Genomic DNA, 17,545 nt, shown 5'->3' with positions numbered 1-17,545 from the left:
CCGGCCCCCTCGGTGGAATCGAGTATCGAGCGAGGACGGACGGTTCAACCCAAGGTGTCGTCAACTTCCCTGTGTGTAGGCGTAGTAGCACCCCTGACGGGTCGGCTGGCCCCTCTCGGGTCCCCGTTGTCGTACGTCCTGCGGGCGCTCGCACCCAGCCTCGCGCACGTCCGCAACGGCACTCGCCGCTACGACGTGACCGTCGCCGTGCGCGACAGCCGCTCCGATCCTCAGGCGGCCCGGCGGGCCGTGCGCGATCTGGCCGGTACGGACGGGGCGCACATCGTGCTCACCATGGCCGGGACGCGCGTGCTGCCCGCCGTCACCGCCGCCTGCGAGGAGGCGGAGGTCCCCTGCGTGTCGACCACCTTCCCCTGGCAGGCGTACATCCGCACACGCGGTGCCGATCCCGGGCACCGCTTCCGGTGGACGTACCACTTCGCCTGGGGACTGGACGACATCGCCGCCGTCTTCGCCGACCTGTGGGAGGGGATCGACGGCCGTCGGGGCATCGGATGCCTCTGGAACGATGATCTGCAGGGCGAGCTGCTGCGCCACGACCGGTACGGCTTCGCCCCGGTGGCGTCCGCGCGCGGACACACACTGGTCGACCTCGGCGCCTACCGTGAACCGGCCCGTGACTTCCACGCGCAGGTCGGCCGGATGCGTGAGCACGGCGCCGACCTCGTGACCAGCGCCGCCACCGCGACCGACCTGGCCCTCTTCCACCGCCAGGCACGCGAGACGGGGCTGCGGCCCCGGCTGATCACCTGTTCTCGCTGGCTGACCTACCCCCACACCCACACCACGCCCGCCCCGACGTCCACGGCGAACTCGCCGACGCGCGCGTGGCCACCCTGGTCTACTGGACCCCCGGCCATCCCCACCGGTCCAGCCTGGACGGCACCACGTGCGCCGCGCTGGCCCGTGCCTACCAGGAGGCCACCGGCGCTCCCTGGCTTCAGCCCCTGGGTCTGGCCCACGCCCTCCTGGAGACCGCCCATCACGCCCTGGCCGCCGCGGCCGATCCCACGGACCGCGCGTCCGTCGCGCAGGCCCTCGCCGGCACCGCCCTCGACACCATCGCCGGAACCCTCGACTGGACGCGGGGCCCCACGCCCAACATCGCCCTCCTGCCGCTGGTCGGCGGGCAGTGGCAGGAGGGCCCGCGAGGTCCCCGCCTGGCCGTCGTCAGCAACGCCGGACACCCGGACGTGCCTGTCACCGGGGACCTCACACCGGCGGCATGACGCCGACGGCTCCGCGGACTGCCGGAGGCGTGCGGGAGAGCGGCAGCGGCAATCCCGGCCGGTGTCACGGCGCGCCCCGCCGGCCGGAGCCCGCTGCCGCGAGGTCGTCGTACACGAGCAGCCCGTCCTGGCGCAGCCGTACGCCGGCCGTCGGGACGTGGGCGCCGACCCGCCCGTCATGCATGAGGTGCCGGGTCGGTACCGCGCGGGCGAGCACGGCGAAGTCGGCGATGAGGCGGCGGTGACAGCGCCACCAGACCGCTTCGCTGCACATCACCGCCGTGCGGACGGACGACGCGTCGCGCAGGACCCGGTCCATGGCGGTGACGAACTCCGGGGAGCGTGTGTGAGCGGCGTAGCCGCGGAAGGAGGCATTGCGCCAGACGGTGTCCGGGCTGTCCGGAGGGGGTGTGCGAAACCCGCCGAGGGCGGGCTCCCACCGGTAGGCGACGCCGCTGCGTGGCAGCCACTCGGCCAGCCTCTGCCGGGACAGATCCGGGTCGCGGCGGCTGCCGGGTGCGATGCGGACGTCCACCACGGCCGCGACACCGGCGTGGCGCAGCAGGTCGATGATCCGCTCACGCCCGGCCGTGCTGTGCCCGAAGGTGAGCAGAAGCGTTTCCACCATGGCGAACCTGTCCGGGGACACGGTGTGGGGCGAGGCGGTGTGCCGGTCGTGCGCGACAGGCGCTTCGCTGTCAGCACAGGCGCTTCGTACGCGACACGCGCTTCGCTGCGGCACAGGCGCTTCGTGCGGGGCAGGCTCTTCGCTGCGGCACAGGCGGTTGGTGCGGGCCGGCGCCGGTGGTGCGGCTGCGCCCGTCGCGTGCTACCGGCGCCGGTCGGGCCCCGCCTCCCCGCCTCGGTCTTCCTGCGCTGCCTGCTGTTCCTGGTCCTCCGCCTCGACGGCCTCGAGGGGTTTGCCGGCCGCCGTACCGCGGTTCGGCTGGTAGCCCTCCTTGGCGCTCGCCGTGCCCGGTATCGTGCGCTCCCGCGCCTGGCTCTCCGAGCCCGAGTGGGCGCCGGGCTCCTGGTCGCCGCGCGCTCGTGCGTACTTGTCGGTGTGGTCGTCCTTGCGGCCGGTCATGTCGGTCCTCCGATCGGCGCGTCGGCTTCGCCGGGTTCCCCTGGGCCGGGGCGCGGAAACGGCAGGTCGCACGTCGTCGCCCACAGTCCCGCGGCCGAGGGCCTCGTCCCGGTCACGCAATCTCCTGCTCCGCCCAGATGATCTTCCCGCTCGGCGTGTACCGCGCACCCCAGCGGTGCGTGAGCTGGGCCACGAGGAAGAGGCCGCGGCCCCCTTCGTCCGTGCTCCGGGCGTGCCGCAGCCGGGGAGCGGTACTGCTGCCGTCGGCGACCTCGCAGGTCAGACGGGTGTCGCGGAGCAGTCGCAGCCGTACGGGTCCGGAGGCGTAGCGGAGCGCGTTGGTGACGAGCTCGCTGACGACGAGCTCCGTCGTCATGGCCAGGTCCGGGTAGCCCCACGCCACGACCTGACGCGTCGCCCGGGCCCGGATGTCGGCGACGGCGGCCGGGTCCAGCGGCACGTCCCAGGAGACGACGTGGTCGGGCCCCAGGGCGCGGGTACGGGTCAGCAGGAGAGCGACGTCGTCGGGCTGGGACGCCGGAACGAGCTGCTGGACCGCGGTCGCGCACAGCGTTTCCAGATCGGAGCCGGGCCGGGACAACAGGTGCGCGAGACGGGCCATGCCCAGATCGATGTCGCGGTCGGCTCCCTCGATGAGGCCGTCGGTGTACAGGCCGAGGACGCTGTTCTCGGCGAGCTCCAACTCGGTCGCCTCGAACGCCATCCCGCCCAGCCCAAGCGGTGGCCCGGCGGGCAGCTCCGGGAAGGAGACGTGTCCGTCCGGCGCGACGACGACGGGCGGCGGATGGCCGGCCCGGGCCAGCGTGCACCGCCGTGTCACCGGGTCGTAGACGGCGTACAGGCAGGTCGCTCCGAGGAAGGCCGTGACGGTCCGGCTGGCTGTCTCGTCGGTGGTCTCCTCCTCGCTGAGCCGGAGCACGAGGTCGTCGAGGTGGGCCAGCAGCTCATCGGGGGGCATGTCCATGTCGGCGAGGGTCTGTACGGCGGTGCGCAGCCGGCCCATCGTGGCCGCCGCGGTGATGCCGTGGCCGACCACGTCACCGACGACGAGGCCCACCCGGGCGCCCGACAGCGGGATCACGTCGAACCAGTCGCCGCCGACCCCGCCCGTCGGGTCCGCCGGCAGATAGCAGGACGCCACCTCCAGCGCCGTTCCGCCCGTCAGGGCGTGGGGAAGCAGACTGCGCTGGAGGGTGACCGCCGCGGTGTGTTCCCGGGTGTAGCGGCGGGCGTTGTCGACACACAGCGCCGCCCGCGCCACCAGCTCCCTGGCCAGCAGGACGTCGTCCGGCTGGAACGAGGCGGGGTTCAGCGACCGTACGAACGAGGCGAGGCCGAGGACGGTGTCGCGTGCCCGCATCGGCACGGAGATGAGCGAGTGCAGCCCGTACTCGCGGATGCTGGCGGCCCTGGCCGGTTGTTCGGTGGCCCACACGGGATCACTCGGGTCGAGGACCGGTACGAAGATCGGTTCGCCGTCGATGAGCAGGGTCGCGTTGTGCGGCGGCGGGACGAAGTCGACCTTGTCCCCGATCCGGGCGACGGCCTCGGGGCAGCCCTCTCGTACGGAGCTCATCCCGGCTCGGCGCATCACCGGCTTGGCGGGGGCCGGTCCGGCGTCGGACAGCCACGCACCGTGTCCCTCGGTGCTGAGGACGGGCTCGAGAAGATCGACGATGACGAAGTCGGCGAAGCGGGGCACGGCGAAGTCGGCGAGTTCCTGGGCCGTGCGCATCACGTCCAGCGTCCTGCCGATGCTGGTCCCGGCTTCGTTCACCAGGGCCAGCAGCCGGCGGGCGTTCCACCGCTCGGTGACGTCCATGACCATGTAGCAGATGCCGGTGACGGAGTTGTCGGCGTCCACCAGGGGGAAGAACGACGTCGAGTAGGCGTGTGGGCGGTGCGGGTCGGCCCAGCTCCATCCCACGTACTCGTAGTCGGTGACCGGGATGCCCGTCGCGAGCACCTTGCGCATCACGCCTTCGAGGGTCTCCGCCTGCAGGCCCGGCAACAGCTCGCTCAGCCGGCGCCCCAGCCGCTGCTCACGGGGCACGCCGCCGAAGCGCTCCAGGGTGTCGTTCAGCCAGACGTACCGCAGGTCGAGATCCATCACCGCCATGCCGACCGGCGAGCGGGTCAGGAAACCGTCGAGGACGGACTGGCCCATGGTCCACTGCTGGCGCTGCTCCCGCGCGGAGATGAGGAAACACTCGTCCGCGCCGATGCGGAAGGACGCGGACACGCGCAGGTCGACCTCGATACGGCCGCCGTCGCGGCGCCGTACGGGGATCAGGCCGTTCCACCCCATGCCGGCGCGGCACCGCTCGGCGATACCGGCCACACGGACCGGATCCCCGGGCATCGCCAGCAGCTCCGCGGCGGAGCGCCCGACCACCTCCGCGTCGGTGTAGCCCAGGAGGGTTTGGGCGCCCCGGGTCCAGCCGACCACCTCGCCGGCTGCGGACACCACCGCCACCGCGTCATGGGACGCGTCGAAGAGATCGCGCGCTCCTACGGACGGAGGCGCGTCGGACCCTTCTCGCACAGACGCCATCGATGCCATCCCTCTTTACGCCAGTATGGTCCCGCTCGGGCCCTGATGCGCAGGCGCTCGGTGGGTGGCGGCTCGGAGGCCCGTCGCAGGGCAGTCCGTCCCGGGCGCGGTGCGGCCCGTGGTCGTCGGATGCGCGGCCGCGGCCGGCCGGCTTGTTCCCCGGGCCTCCCCCGGGACCCACGGGCTTCCGTCAGGGCCGCACAGGGCCTGCCGTCGCGGTGCTCGGTGCCTGCGTTCCGGTGGCCCCGAAGCGGATGCCCTTGGCAAGGGATCCTTGCCGATCGCGCTCAGCTGATCACCACGGCCGGAGTGGGCAGGACGGTCCACGCCATCGCCGCCGGGTAACCGTGGCGCTCGGCGAGGGCCTCCTGGATCGGCAGGTTGAGGGCGGCGCTCAGATTGCCGAGCCGGTAGGTGACGTCGGGGTAGAAGCCCCGGATGGCGTCGGGGCTCATCTCGGTCAGGTGTGCCGGGATGACACCCCGGGCTCCCTGCACGCACACCTGATGATGCCCTCGGCGTCCACCGCGTAGTCACTGCGATCCACGTCCGGGCCGCGTCCGTAGCCGCGGCGGTCCATCAGCAGCAGCCGGGCGTCAGCGGCCAGGGGGCGCTGCGCCGCGAGCCGTACGCGGCGTCGTCCCCCAGGTGATGACGTTGTGGACGAACAGTGCCACCGGCTTGTCGGCGCCGCCGTCCTCCCAGACGGCCACGTGCACGGGCGCGGTCGTCATGGACACCTCCTCGTTCGGCCCACGGCACCCCCGCCACGGATACCGAAAGCGCCGCTCCCGCTGCGACAGCAGCGGCAGCGCGTTCCCTCACCGGGACGGGGCGTTGAGGGCGAGCGGGGTGGGGGAACGTTCACGGGCCTGCGGACGGGGACGCCCATGGCGGCCGCCGTAGGCGCCGACGGCACGTAGCGGTACTTCTGGTGGCCGTGTATTACCGCACGAACCGCACCATGCGGCAGCTCGCGCCGCTGTTCGGCGCATCTCGCCGGCCACCGTGTGCCGGGTCGTCAAAGACTCGGCCCACTGCTCGCGCTCGTCGAGAGGCGGGAAGGGTTGCCGATCCGGACACCGTGCAGCAGCCCACGCAGCTTCGCCATCTGCGCTGCGGGGAGCAGAAGGGTCTCGCTACGCCTGTCACTGAAGTTGCCGTGTGAACAACTGAGTTCGCAACAGAAATTGAAGCTGATGCACAATAGAAGATGACACCATTTGAAAGGTGCACGAGTTGCGACTGGCGCAGAGTGCAGTAAAATACTGCCAACTCTCTTCATCGGCAGCGGCCTTCTTTTTTCCGTCACTTTTCCACGGTCACTCTTCTCGAGTGCGGCGAAGCTTACTAGAGTAGTCACATGGAAAAGACAACGCAGTTCTATGTGGTGAAACACGGAGACAACCTCACCAGGATCGCTTCCATGTTCCACGTGACGCTGGATCAGATACTGGAGTGGAATCCCCAGATCGAGGACCGGAATTTCATCCACCCTGGCCAGCGGATCCGCGTGGCCCCACCGGATGTGGACGGGGAATACGAGCCCTTTCCGGGCGCCGACTTCTTCCAGTCGTCCGTGAGCAGTCCGATCATAGAGGCCATGGGCTACCGACTCATCGAGGAGGGCTGCTCGGCGTATGCCGGGGAGCCCGACTCCCAGTGGAGCGAGGCGGACCGGAAGTCGTATGCCAAGTGGCAGCGCAAGCTTGGATTCGTGGGCGACGACGCGAACGGCATTCCGGGTCGGAAGTCGTGGGAGCGGCTCCGTGTGCCCGCCGTCTACAAGTGACTAGCCCGACCCTGGACGCCAACGGGGACTGACCATGGACACCTCCGTGGTGGGCCCGGCGGGCCGGTCGGCCCCCACGCGCCGGCGGATCACGGCCGGGCTGCACACCCGGCCACCGCGGTCGGCATGGCGCGCACGGGCAAAGACACGTATCGCCTATCTCGAAGCGCAGCTGAAGCGCGAGAGCGTCAGGCCGTGTCCCGAAGACCGCATGGCCCTTGTCGAGGGAATGCGCGCCCATCTCGAAAAGGCCCGCTCCGCCGCAGACGAGGGATTCGGATGGCGGCGGCCGTGGTCGGGGTCGACCGCCTGCGAAGGCGTCTGGTCGAATGTGCGCAGTGCCGAAGTGCTGTTGCTCCAGTTGGTGCCCGAAACGGAAGCCGCCGGCCGCGCGAGTGAGGTCATGGCACTCGTCAAGAGCCATCTGAGCACCGACGACCCACGGCGCGTCAGACTCGCCCGGCGGATCCGCCACATCGTCTCCGGCGACATGACACCGAGCGACCGGGATCTCATGGTCCGGGCGCTCGACGCCGCGTACATGGCTCTGGACGACGAACTGGCCCGGGTCCGGAGCCTGCGCAACATTCTCTGGTCCGCCACGTTCATCGTTCTTCTCGGCGTGGCGGGTCTCGCCCTCTACGGCTGGTTCTCCCCCAGGTCGCTGAGCATGTGCTTCACGCCCAAGGTCAGCCCCGGCGACGCGAACCGGATCGATGTGGTGTGCCCCACCGCGGAGCATCCCGACGTGGCGGCGGGCACCCCCGCCAGCGACTTGGCCCAGAGGGCCGACATCCTCACCGTCGAGATCGCCGGGCTGGCCGGCGCGGCACTCACCGTCATCGCCTCACTGCGCCGCATACGGGGCACCAACGCCCCCTACATGCTGCCCCTGGCGTCGGCCGTACTGAAGTTCCCCACCGGCGCCCTGTCCGCCTTTCTCGGGCTGCTGCTGATCAGGGGGGCCTTCGTCCCCGGGCTCAGCGACCTCGACAGCAGAGCGCAGGTCCTCGCCTGGGCCGCGGCCTTCGGCGCAGCGCAGCATCTGGTGACCCGCCTCGTCGACGACCGCGCGCAGCTGACCCTGTCGGAGGTGGGCAAGCCCACCGACGTCGCGACCAACCCGGAGAACGCCGCCGTCAAGGGAAGCCGCCAGGAGGAAGAGGCCTGGACGCCTGCATCGCCGACCGCCGAACGGGCCGGCCAGGGAGCCCACGGTGGACCGGGAGAGGAAGGACAGGAGGAGATGCCCGGACGTCAGGCCGGGCCGTGACCGAGTCACGGCCCGGGTACGCCGGCATGACGGGGCCGGACACACGGAGTGCCCGGCGGGACGGGTTCATCGCCGGAGCGGTGGTGTGAGGGCTCCGGAGGTGAGGCCGGTCAGCAGCACCATCCCCGCGCGCTGCACCAGTAGCAGCATGGCGAAGGAGTCGCGCGGCTCGTTGACAAGATCACTCACTCCACTATCCGACCAGCGGGCGTGATGAAACGCATCGGGCAGCGCGTCGGACCATCGGCCTCGGTCGCGGCCGAAAAGAAACGATATGTCACCACGGTCCCGCACCCTATCCCTCTGTCCGCCACCAGGTCGGTCCGGTGTTCGCGTTGCGGGGCGTGCGGTGCGGGTGAAGAGTGGATTCATAGCGGCTCCCGTATTGTCCGAGCCGGATTTCCATCTCCATCTCTCCGCGCAGCGCCACCCGCAATTGGGCAGAGCCCGCGCTGGACGCACAGCACGACGCAAAACGCATCTGGAACCATCATGGCCAGAAACACCCGGCGACATGTATCCCGCACGGTCGGCGTATCCATCATGGCCACGGCGCTTGCGTTGCCCGCGGGTCTGTCCAGTGCCGCGGCGGCACCTCACCTCGGCAGCGAGATCACGGCTGGAATACCCGCGCAGACAACCCCTCCTCCACCCACGTCCACGCCCACGCCGACACCGACACCGACACCGACACCGACACCATCGACGACGCCGGAGGATACGCCCCCGCCGGAATCGACGCCCACCGATGAGTCGACGCCGACGACATCCACACCCCCCACGGAGGGCGAAACGCAGGATCAGGACAGCACACCGGAAAATGAACAGTCAACAGGGACCGGCGAGGAAAAACCGGACCAAACGGTGCCCGAGTCCACTGCGGAGCAGGAGAAAGAAATTGAAAGCATAACCGAAGAACTGAGCCAGAAAACTACGGAGGTTCCCAAGACGCTCGAGCCGGCCGTGGCACGATTGACCGCCACTCTGCAGGCGGCCCAGAATCCGGAGACGACGCCGCAGGAGAAGGACGGAATCATCGACAGCACGAAGGAGATCGCCGCCGTACTGGAAACGATCAATGATCCTGATACGCCCGCCGATGTGCGGGAAAAGCTGATTGGGATCGTGAAGCAGGTCACGTCCGCCCTGGAGGTGGTCAGTGATTCGAGCGTGCCGCCCGAAGAGCGGGCCATGACCATCCTGACGGTGCAGAGGTCGACATCCGTCCTGAAGACGATCGGTGACTCGGCGACGCCGCAAGGGCTGCGGGATGATCTGAGCAACAGCGTGGACCATCTGACCCGCGTCGTCCTGAGGCGGAGCCAGGGCGAGACAACCAGAGGAAGCATCCCCTCGCAGCAGAGTCTGGGGGCCGAGAGGACGATCGCCGTGGCGTTGGCCATGATCAGCGAGAGCGAGACGTCCGAGGGAGACAGTAAAGGCCTCGCGGGGACCACCAGTGATTCAAGTTCATCGCTGGACGGAAGCAGTGATCCCAGGGTGTCGAACGAGGATCGGGAAAGAGAGAAGAAGGAACTGGCCGAGAAGATCGAACGGTTGGAAAAGCAGGTGGAGGAGGTGGCGTCCGCCAGGGGTCTACCGGACGTGCCACTCGGCGAGGCGGCTGAAGTCTGCACCAACGCCATGTTCACATCCGTCACCGAGCCCAAGCTCATCGGGGGCCTGACCGACCTGGCTCCGGCGAAGTGGGACAGCGAAGGGGTGAAGGACTACTGGAAGTCCAAGGAATCCGGGCAGGACTCCCTCGACGTGCAGGCGCAACTGCAGAACGACAAGCTCGACCACGCCCCGTTCGACATCGCACGGCTCATACCCGAGCTCGCGAAGGCCACACCGGCCGGCGAGCTGTTCGGCACCGTCGGAACTCCGGCACTCCATTGCCTGCGGTCGGCTCTGCACCTCCACCGGGAGGGTGTGGAAGCGGGGACCTGGCTCAAGATGGCCGAACAAAAAGCGTAGAAGGATGTCAACCGCTGCCGGCCTCGGCTGATCTCAGCAATTCCGCGACGGACACCTCGGAATCCACGTAGGCCGTAGCGGCACCATATCTGTCCACGTCCCTCCTCTCTTCCGAACGAGCTACTCTGCCCTCGAAATTAAAGGAAGAGATTGAATACCTGGGCGGCTCCCTCGGGGACCAGATCACTGTCACGTAGCGCGGTTTGCGCGTCACGTTGACGAGGTTGTTGTTGTGTCGCACCCTGCCGTGGTAATAAAGCTCTTCCCCGCACTTTTTTGGAGCACAGTAGTATCGGCCTTCGGCCTTGTCCCACGACCGATGCATGCGCCTGAATTGGGCTACGTCGAGTTTCCCCCGGTCCTTCCTCATGTACGTGATCTGGAGCACGACGTCGAGCGTGTCGAACTCGGTGGTGGTCGGGATCTGGACAACGCGCTCCATGGCGAACTCCTGCCCGACATCGAGCCAGTCACCAGGACGATGGAGGCGCCCGCTGCTGACTTTCATGAGTTTCAACCGGTCGACGTAACGTTCAGCTTCCTCCGGACGTTTCTCGTCCAGACTCCTCCTCCACTCCTCCAGCCGGTTCGCGCCCTCGGAATATTCGGCGATTCGGCCGTAGACCGTATAGTCATCGATGATGACGTAGACCGGGATGCCTCCGGCGTTCTTCACATACAGTTTCAACGGGACGTGCACGTGCATCCGTAAGGGGTCGGCCCGCGACGTGCCGAATTCCGCCTTCAGGATGAAGTGCATGGGCGCTGCCGCGGGTTGGTACATGGTGGAGTACGCCAGGCTCATGGCGGTCAGGAGCGCTGTTGCCACGACCCCGGCCGCGAAGGTTTTGGGTCGCGGCATTCCCCGCCACGCCTTCTCGCGGACGAGGAGCCAGAGCGCGCACGCGGACCAGCACCAGAGAGGCATGAAGACCAGCAGGTAGGGCGTGTACTCCCGCTCGTCGACCCACATGAACAGCAGAAGGCTGTCCGTGGCCAGCGCCACAAGCACTCCGACCAGGACGACCGCCCCGGAGCTTTTGCCCTGCCGTTTTCCCCAGTGGTCGAGCACCGCGATCGCCGCCGCGCCCTGCACCACCCCGGACAGGACGAACAGTGCCCCGCTTATTCGCTGCGCGAAGGTCAGCGCACCGAGGGCGTCCGGCCATCCGATGACGACGTTGAAGGCCATGGACGCGAGCATGCCCGCCGTCATCAACACGGTGATCGCGCGCCTTCGCCCAGCGCGGTCGGGCCACGTCCCGCTGTCCCCTCCGCGCCAGCACACGGACGCCGGGTCCTCCATGTCCATGTCCTCGGGATAACCGAGGCGGCCGAGCATGCGGCGCAGTTGACGCAAGGACCAGACACTGCCGACCGTCTCGCTGCCGACAATGACCCGCCGAAGACCACGACTGTCCGGTGCCTCGACGATCACCCAGGGACGGATACTCATGGCCCCAGGCTCCAGCCCGCACCGGCACGGTGCATGCGGGGCTCCCCCGTTCGGCGGCTCCTGCCGAAAGCAACGTGTGACCTCCGCCTGACCGCGGGCGACGGTTCGTCCCGAGGCCTGCGTGCGCCGAGGCACCAGTCGTAGCTGCACGCGGCGGGCGGGACGGCGTGTTGTTCTGCGTCCGCCGCCGCCTCTCAGCCGAAGCGGCGCCGAGGTCGTTGGCCCGGTCGCTGGTCGTGGGGCTGGTGGCCTGCCACTGATCGGGGTTCTGCAGGTGGATCCGCTCGACGAGGCGGCGCAGGGCGGCGACGGCTCCTTCGTCGAGGAGCGCCCCGCTGCAGCCGACGTACGCCACGACACCGGGCTGACAGTGGTGTCCGGCCGATCGAGGAAGGCGCTGCCGGAATGTGACGCCGTCGACGAGCTCCGGGGTGTTGCCGGGGTCTGCCGGTCGTCGCCGGTCACGGCCACGATGCCCACCTCGAGCGCCACGGCCGCGGTCCGCCGGCCGCCGGTTGGTTCCGCCGGAGGCCGGCACACGCGCTCGGCCTACGGGCACCGTGGCATGGCGGGGACGACCAAGAGCTCAGCCGCTGTGCACACCCACCTCGCGGAGCGAGTACCCCCAGCCCGTGCCGCGTTCCAGGCCCTGGACGCGGATGTGGCGGGCGGGTGCGGGGGTGAAGCGTGCGGTGTCCAGGCCGCCGTCGCCGGAGGTGGTGGACCAGGCGGTCCGCCAGTTCACGCCGTCGGTGGACAGCTCGATGCGGTACGACTTGCCGTACGCGCGCTCCCAGTCGAGGGTGACGCGTCCGACCAGGTTCGTGGCGCCCAGGTCGATCCGCAGCCACTGGTCGTCGCTCCAGTCGCCGGCCCAGCGGGTGTCGCGTACGCCGTCCACGGCCCGGGCCGGGGCATAGCTGGTGAACGGGTTCCACTCCGTCGAACTGGCGGTGGCTGAGGCGCCGTTGGCGAGGTTGGCCGCGGCCCGGTGCCGTTCGGAGGCCGCCCAGGTGTCGAGGTAGGACTCGGCGCCCCGGAAGAGGTCGTCCACCACGTCCCGGCCGCCGACGAGCCGGATGTCCTCGATCCAGTCCGGGACGAGGCCGTAGTGCGCGGCGCCGTCGGTGTTCAGGTCCCAGGTGCGCTCGCCGGTGGTCTGCCGGTCGATGACGGAGCCGCCGTCGACGCTGCGGAAGGGGTACTTCACCGGGTTGGCGGTGTCCGCGCCGCGCGGGGCCGGCCAGCCGCCGACGCCGTTCATGTCCGTGCCGTAGCCGTAGCCCACGTCGTACTTGTCGCGCAGCGCGTCCGTGCGCCTCGCCTCCGCGCTGAAGGCCTCGGAGCCGTGCATGTACTGGGCGATGAAGCCGCCGAGGCCGTAGACCCGTTCGGTCCAGTTCAGGTCCATCCAGCTGTGCGAGGAGAGGACGCCGGGGTAGGACTCGGCCTCGAAGATGTCGAGCACCCGGCCGGTGGCCTTGACGCTCATGTGGTCGATCTCCAGCATCATCTTGCGCTTCATCATGCCGCGCACGGCGTACTCACCGAGTTCGGTCAGGCCGCGGACGTTGCACTGCGCGTCCGCGGCGTAGGAGGGGACCTTCACGCCCGCCGGGAGTTTCTTCTCGGCCCCGGGCGCCGAGGCCCCGCCGATGGGGTTGTCGTGCTGGGGGCCCGTGCACTTCTCCGTCTTCCAGAAGGTGCCGGTCGACAGGAACTGCCCGACGTTGATGGCGGTTCCGAGCGTGCCCTCGTCGAAGCGGACGCCGCACAGCGCGTTGTCGAACTTGTGGCACAGGAACATGCTGCGCACACCTAGGTCGTACAGCTCGTCCAGGCCGGCGTCGATGTCCTCCTTGTCGCACTGCGGGACGTCCAGGACCTGCTTGCAGCCGAACGGCTCGGAGGTCTCGACGCCCAGGACGACCGCCAGCTTGCCCTGTTCGACGACCTGCCGGGCCTGCGCGCTGTCGGTGACGATCCGGAACCAGCCCTTGCCGGTACCGCCGTACATCTTGTCGATGTGGGCCTGCAGGTCGTACGTCAGCTTCGCCTGCAGCCGGATCGACGTCATCTCGTCGCAGCCGCGGTCCTTGAAGAAGTACACCGAGCAGATCACGCCGTTGGTGACGAGGTCGTTCACCAGCACGCGCTGCCCGCCGCGCCAGGCCCGCTCCACCCAGGCGTAGTAGTTCTGCTGGTGGGTCAGCGAGTCGTGGGCGGGCCAGTCCTTGAACGTGGGCCAGCCGACCGGGTCGTGCCTGCCGTCACCGCCGTTGGTGAGGAAGTCGAAGATCGCGAGTGAGCCGTCGGGGTAGTGCTCGGGGCAGTCCTTGAGCGCGTCGGCGATGCCGGCCTCGGAGAACGGCTTGCCGCAGATGAGCCGTCCGCCGAAGGCCTCGTTGGAGAACAGGTGGTTGTGGGCGTCGACGAACCCGCGCACCTCGCCCTGGGAGTCGGTGCCGGTGAACGGCTCTCCGGTGACGTTGACCTGGGAGTCCGGCACCGGCCGTGCGGTCGGGACCCACCAGTCGGCACCGGCCGCGGACGTCGGCGTGGGACCGAGGGCCATGGCCAGGACGAGGAGGAGCAGCGACACTACGGTGACGTCTTTGCGTCGGCGGTACGGGCGTCGAGCCATGGTCACCACTGATGTCCCTCGGTCGGCGGGATCGCGCGGTCGCCGAGCCGGGCCCTCCAGGGCCGGGCCGGTTTGTCATGACCAGCGCAAGAGCATGCGACGAGGATCGCCACTGCTGTACTCCGCGTCAAGAGGCCCGTCCTCCCGCCCGGTGCGGGCGAGCCGTCATGCGGCAGGATGGGGCCATGAGCATCGTCAAGATCAACGTGTTGACCGTCCCCGCCGAGCAGCGGGAGACGCTGGAGAAGCGCTTCGCCTCCCGTGCCCACGCCGTGGAGAGCTCCGACGGGTTCGAGTGGTTCGAACTGCTGCGGCCGGTCGACGGCACGGACAACTACCTCGTCTACACGCGGTGGCGGGACGAGGAGTCCTTCCAGGCGTGGATGGAGGGCCCCATGAAGGCGGCCCACCAGGGCGGCGGCGCGGAGGGCGGCGAGCGCCCCAAGCCGGCGGCGAGCGGGTCCACGCTGTGGTCGTTCGAGGTCGTGCAGCAGGCGGCGCCGACCAGCGCGTAGCGGCGCCTTCCCCGCATGCCGATGGGCGAACGGCGGTGGTGTGACCACCTCCGTTCGCCCATGGGGCACCGGAGCGGGCTCGCTGCGGCTGCCGTGTCGGCGCGCGTGCCGACGGGCTACGACGCGTCGAGGACCGTGCCGGTCAGGGCCGGGCCGTTCGGCTCGCCCTCGTCGTCGGTGGGCTGGAGCCGGATGTACTCCGTGGGCTCCGTGACCTGGTCACGGACGGTGGGCACCGTCGCCTCCGCGCTCAGCTTGCCGGGCGGGACCTGGACCCACAGGGAGAAGTAATCCAGGCCGGACAGCGGCACTTCCCCGTCGGGGATCTCCCCGGCCATGTCCCGGAGCCAGTCCTGATCGACGTCCTTGGTGGACAGCTCGGGCCGGCCGTCGACCGGCGCCACCGCCAGGGTCGCCCCGACGTCCACGTCGGCGGGCTCGGACAGCGAGACCTGCCAGCGCAGCGGCTGTCCCTCGGTGACCTGGCCGACGACCGGGGTCACGCTGATCCGGGGCATCGGATCGTCGTTCTCCACGGTGACACCGCCGCCGTAGGAGCCGATGACCGAGCCCCGGACCGCCTTGACGAGGACGTCGTGGGAGGTGTCCCAGGCGTAGCGCTTGTTGCCCTCCACCTTGACGGTCACGTCGATGCCGGGGCTGCCGGGGCGCACCGTCACCAGGCGGTCCTTGGTCTGACCGGTGGCCGGGTCGATGACGTACATGCGTACCGTGCCGCTGCCGTTGCCGCTGCCGTTGCCGTTGCCGTTGCCGTTGCCGGAGACGCGTACGGGCACCTGGTAGGTGCGCACGCCCGAGTCGCCTTCCTTGACCTTCAGGCGGCCGATGTCGACCCGGGTCAGCGGGGCCGCCTGCACGGCGGGCGTGCCCGCGCGCCAGGCGTAGGCGTCCATGAGCCATGCCTGGCCCGAGCGCGAGCGCGGGGTCAGCTCCAGCGAGGCGACGCGGCGCAGGTCGAGACCGGCGCGGGTGGCGGCGGTGAGCGGTACGCGCAGTTCCTGCGCCCAGTAGGAGGCGGTGCGCACACTGCCCGGCAGTCCGTCGGCGCGGACGCGGCCGAGGGTGGCGCGCTTGCCGCGGGCGTCGGTGACGGAGACGTCGAGCTGGGTGCCGCTGCTGTTGGGCGGCACGATGACGCGCAGCGCCAGGCTCTTGGCGTCCTTGAGGGAGATGGGCTTGTCGGGGCGTACCCGGGTCGCGGTGCCCGGTGCGGACCAGGTCAGCGCGACCGCGCGGCGCCCGGCCTCGCGCCGCGGCCACCAGTGCGCGAAGTGCGGGGACGAGCCGAGCGCGTCCTCGCCCAGGCAGGCGGCGCGCGGGTCGGGGTCGATCGCGGAGCACAGGCGTCCGCCGGTCACCTTCACCGCACCGTCCGGCAGGAAGCCGGCGCCGCGGCCCGCGCCCACCGCGTGGGTCAGCACCCGTGCCGGATCGGCCGACGGGGCCCGGCGGCCGGTGCCGTCGATCAGTTCGCGCACCCGGTCGTCACCGGCGACGAACAGCCGCGCGGCGGCCGCGATGTACGTGGCGCCGGCGCGGTGCTGCTGCTGCGCCGTCAGACGGGTGGCGCTGCCCGGGGAACACACCGGGTCCTTGTCCTCGGGGTCGTCCCAGAAGTCGTCGTTGGCGGGTGCCGTGGCCTGGCCGGGCGTCCACTCGCTGTTGAAGAAGTTGTGGTTGGCGCCGGTGATGTGGACGGCGCTGTGCAGGGCCCTGCCACGGCTGACACCGCGGGTGCCGTCGACGTACACCTGGCCCTGGAGGTCGGAGACGTCGCCGTCGCAGCCCGGCAGGATGGTCAGTGACGGCACGTCGGGGACCGGGTTCTGGCCGAAGATGGTGGGGCCGATCAGGACGGTGCCGCGGATGGTCCAGCGGGCCCGCCCGGGCCGGCCGTCCTGCGCGGCCGGAGGGGCGTAGAGGCTGTCCATGGCGGCCCTGTTGACGCCTTCACCGCCGCGTGAATGGCCGACGAGCAGGACGCGGGACAGGTCGGCCTTCGGGCCCTTGCGGACGGCCGCCGGTGCCGTGGACGGCTTGGCGGCCCAGTTCGCCCAGCGGGCCAGGTGCGACCGCACCAGTGAGGAGCGGGCCTGGGCACCGGCGTCCTCGATGTCGGCGTCCTGGCCGTTGATGCCGTTGGCGGAGACCGAGACGGTCACATAGCCCTGTGAGGCGAGCAGTTTCTGGTCCTGCAGATAACCGCGGTGACTGGGGATCGGCTGGGCTCCGGCGGCGCAGGGCCAGTCGATCGTGACGGCTGCCTCCCCCTTGCCCGGGACGTAGCAGGTGGCGTGGCGTCCGTGCAGGAAGAGCGCGAGGGGGCGTGTGCCGGTCGCTCCCTTGGGGGCGACGACCAGGGCGCGCATCTCGACCGGGGCCGGGAGGCCGGGCAGCCGGATCGGGTCGAGCGTGTACTCGCCGGTGGTGGTGGCGAACGTGCCCGGCCTGCCCGGGTCGACGGTGCCCGCGGGGAGTTTGGGCGGGAGCTTCGCGGCGGCACGTCGCTCGCGGTTCCCGGCGTCCGGTTCCTGGTCCAGGCGGCGGCCGCCCGCCAGTACTTGAAGGTCCGTCAGCTCGCGCGGATCGGCCGGGCCGGCGTCGTCCAGGGGCAGGCGGAAGGTGCGGCCGTCCTCGTCCGGCTTCGGCACGCCGACCAGCTTGCCGTCGGTGTGGAACTCCACGCGTGCGTCGCCCGGCGGGAGCCGGCGGGGCGAGCGCCACTCCAGTACGTTGCCGTCCTCGGTGGCGGTGATCCGCCAGCCGGGCGGCAGCTCACCGGTCCCGTCCGCCGGTGCCGTGACGGGAGGCGCTCCGGGCGGTTGCGGCCGGGCCTGCGCCACGGCCGGCGACACCCCCACCACGGTCAGCACCGCTGCTGCGGTGGCCCATATTCGTCGGGCACGTATCAACGATCCACTCCTCAACTCCTCGGGGAGGAAGCGCCGTTCG

14 protein-coding genes and 2 pseudogenes are annotated in these 17,545 nt (G+C 70.1%); 7 read left to right on the top strand and 9 right to left on the bottom strand.

Going from position 1 to position 17,545, the window contains the following annotated elements:
* Positions 1-12 precede the first annotated feature (12 nt).
* Both ACYVMZ_RS26820 and ACYVMZ_RS26815 read left to right on the top strand, forming a co-directional pair.
* Positions 13-798, top strand: a pseudogene (locus ACYVMZ_RS26820) (ABC transporter substrate-binding protein); the annotation flags it as partial.
* Between the two features lie 50 nt (positions 799-848).
* Complete coding sequence (locus ACYVMZ_RS26815) at positions 849-1,250, top strand: hypothetical protein (protein WP_461083984.1); 402 nt, start codon at positions 849-851, stop codon at positions 1,248-1,250.
* A 64-nt stretch (positions 1,251-1,314) separates the two neighbouring features.
* On the opposite strand, the gene ACYVMZ_RS26810 is transcribed toward ACYVMZ_RS26815, so the two are convergent.
* The 5 genes from ACYVMZ_RS26810 to ACYVMZ_RS26790 all read right to left on the bottom strand — a co-directional run bounded on the left by ACYVMZ_RS26810 (position 1,315) and on the right by ACYVMZ_RS26790 (position 5,646).
* Entirely contained in the window at positions 1,315-1,878 is a 564-nt protein-coding gene (locus tag ACYVMZ_RS26810; RefSeq protein ID WP_461083982.1) for a DUF488 domain-containing protein, read from the bottom strand.
* Between the two features lie 201 nt (positions 1,879-2,079).
* On the bottom strand, positions 2,080-2,337 hold the full coding sequence (locus ACYVMZ_RS26805) for a hypothetical protein (RefSeq protein WP_461083980.1): 258 nt from the start codon (positions 2,335-2,337) through the stop codon (positions 2,080-2,082).
* Positions 2,338-2,449: 112 nt separating this feature from the next.
* Complete coding sequence (locus tag ACYVMZ_RS26800; RefSeq protein ID WP_461083978.1) at positions 2,450-4,912, bottom strand: SpoIIE family protein phosphatase; 2,463 nt, start codon at positions 4,910-4,912, stop codon at positions 2,450-2,452.
* Between the two features lie 287 nt (positions 4,913-5,199).
* A complete protein-coding gene (locus ACYVMZ_RS26795; protein ID WP_461083977.1) occupies positions 5,200-5,409 on the bottom strand; it encodes a hypothetical protein in 210 nt (69 codons plus the stop codon).
* Between the two features lie 99 nt (positions 5,410-5,508).
* Complete coding sequence (locus ACYVMZ_RS26790; RefSeq protein ID WP_461083975.1) at positions 5,509-5,646, bottom strand: hypothetical protein; 138 nt, start codon at positions 5,644-5,646, stop codon at positions 5,509-5,511.
* 136 nt (positions 5,647-5,782) lie between these two features.
* Here ACYVMZ_RS26790 and ACYVMZ_RS26785 point away from each other — a divergent pair.
* From ACYVMZ_RS26785 to ACYVMZ_RS26775, 3 genes and pseudogenes are all read left to right on the top strand, one after another.
* A pseudogene (locus tag ACYVMZ_RS26785) lies at positions 5,783-5,912 on the top strand (transposase family protein); the annotation flags it as partial.
* A 363-nt stretch (positions 5,913-6,275) separates the two neighbouring features.
* A complete protein-coding gene (locus ACYVMZ_RS26780; RefSeq protein WP_461083973.1) occupies positions 6,276-6,704 on the top strand; it encodes a peptidoglycan-binding protein in 429 nt (142 codons plus the stop codon).
* Positions 6,705-7,035: 331 nt separating this feature from the next.
* Entirely contained in the window at positions 7,036-7,977 is a 942-nt protein-coding gene (locus ACYVMZ_RS26775) for a hypothetical protein (protein ID WP_461083971.1), read from the top strand.
* A gap of 66 nt (positions 7,978-8,043) precedes the next feature.
* On the opposite strand, the gene ACYVMZ_RS26770 is transcribed toward ACYVMZ_RS26775, so the two are convergent.
* Positions 8,044-8,166 (bottom strand): hypothetical protein, encoded by a 123-nt coding sequence (locus ACYVMZ_RS26770; protein WP_461083969.1) that lies wholly within the window; start codon positions 8,164-8,166, stop codon positions 8,044-8,046.
* A gap of 303 nt (positions 8,167-8,469) precedes the next feature.
* Between ACYVMZ_RS26770 and ACYVMZ_RS26765 the strand changes: the two genes are divergently transcribed.
* Positions 8,470-9,957, top strand: a complete 1,488-nt coding sequence (locus ACYVMZ_RS26765; protein ID WP_461083967.1) for a hypothetical protein — start codon at positions 8,470-8,472, stop codon at positions 9,955-9,957.
* 7 nt (positions 9,958-9,964) lie between these two features.
* Here the strand turns inward: ACYVMZ_RS26765 and ACYVMZ_RS26760 are convergent, their stop codons facing one another.
* Both ACYVMZ_RS26760 and ACYVMZ_RS26755 read right to left on the bottom strand, forming a co-directional pair.
* Positions 9,965-11,413: a hypothetical protein gene (locus tag ACYVMZ_RS26760; protein ID WP_461083965.1), complete on the bottom strand. Its 1,449-nt coding sequence runs from the start codon at positions 11,411-11,413 to the stop codon at positions 9,965-9,967.
* A gap of 586 nt (positions 11,414-11,999) precedes the next feature.
* Positions 12,000-14,057 (bottom strand): discoidin domain-containing protein, encoded by a 2,058-nt coding sequence (locus ACYVMZ_RS26755; protein WP_461083963.1) that lies wholly within the window; start codon positions 14,055-14,057, stop codon positions 12,000-12,002.
* 185 nt (positions 14,058-14,242) lie between these two features.
* Between ACYVMZ_RS26755 and ACYVMZ_RS26750 the strand changes: the two genes are divergently transcribed.
* On the top strand, positions 14,243-14,572 hold the full coding sequence (locus ACYVMZ_RS26750; RefSeq protein WP_461083961.1) for an antibiotic biosynthesis monooxygenase family protein: 330 nt from the start codon (positions 14,243-14,245) through the stop codon (positions 14,570-14,572).
* Positions 14,573-14,688: 116 nt separating this feature from the next.
* On the opposite strand, the gene ACYVMZ_RS26745 is transcribed toward ACYVMZ_RS26750, so the two are convergent.
* Complete coding sequence (locus ACYVMZ_RS26745; protein WP_461083959.1) at positions 14,689-17,505, bottom strand: hypothetical protein; 2,817 nt, start codon at positions 17,503-17,505, stop codon at positions 14,689-14,691.
* Positions 17,506-17,545: the final 40 nt, after the last annotated feature.

Source organism: Streptomyces deserti (assembly GCF_054782695.1).
This window is presented reverse-complemented; position numbering and strand designations above follow the sequence as displayed.

Excerpts from the sequence above, each read along its gene's own strand:
- ACYVMZ_RS26810 (WP_461083982.1), bottom strand. The coding sequence starts at position 1,878 with ATGGTGGAAACGCTTCTGCTCACCTTCGGGCACAGCACGGCCGGGCGT.
- ACYVMZ_RS26805 (WP_461083980.1), bottom strand. The coding sequence starts at position 2,337 with ATGACCGGCCGCAAGGACGACCACACCGACAAGTACGCACGAGCGCGC.
- ACYVMZ_RS26800 (WP_461083978.1), bottom strand. The coding sequence starts at position 4,912 with ATGGCGTCTGTGCGAGAAGGGTCCGACGCGCCTCCGTCCGTAGGAGCG.
- ACYVMZ_RS26790 (WP_461083975.1), bottom strand. The coding sequence starts at position 5,646 with ATGACGACCGCGCCCGTGCACGTGGCCGTCTGGGAGGACGGCGGCGCC.
- ACYVMZ_RS26780 (WP_461083973.1), top strand. The coding sequence starts at position 6,276 with ATGGAAAAGACAACGCAGTTCTATGTGGTGAAACACGGAGACAACCTC.
- ACYVMZ_RS26765 (WP_461083967.1), top strand. The coding sequence starts at position 8,470 with ATGGCCAGAAACACCCGGCGACATGTATCCCGCACGGTCGGCGTATCC.
- ACYVMZ_RS26760 (WP_461083965.1), bottom strand. The coding sequence starts at position 11,413 with ATGAGTATCCGTCCCTGGGTGATCGTCGAGGCACCGGACAGTCGTGGT.
- ACYVMZ_RS26755 (WP_461083963.1), bottom strand. The coding sequence starts at position 14,057 with ATGGCTCGACGCCCGTACCGCCGACGCAAAGACGTCACCGTAGTGTCG.
- ACYVMZ_RS26750 (WP_461083961.1), top strand. The coding sequence starts at position 14,243 with ATGAGCATCGTCAAGATCAACGTGTTGACCGTCCCCGCCGAGCAGCGG.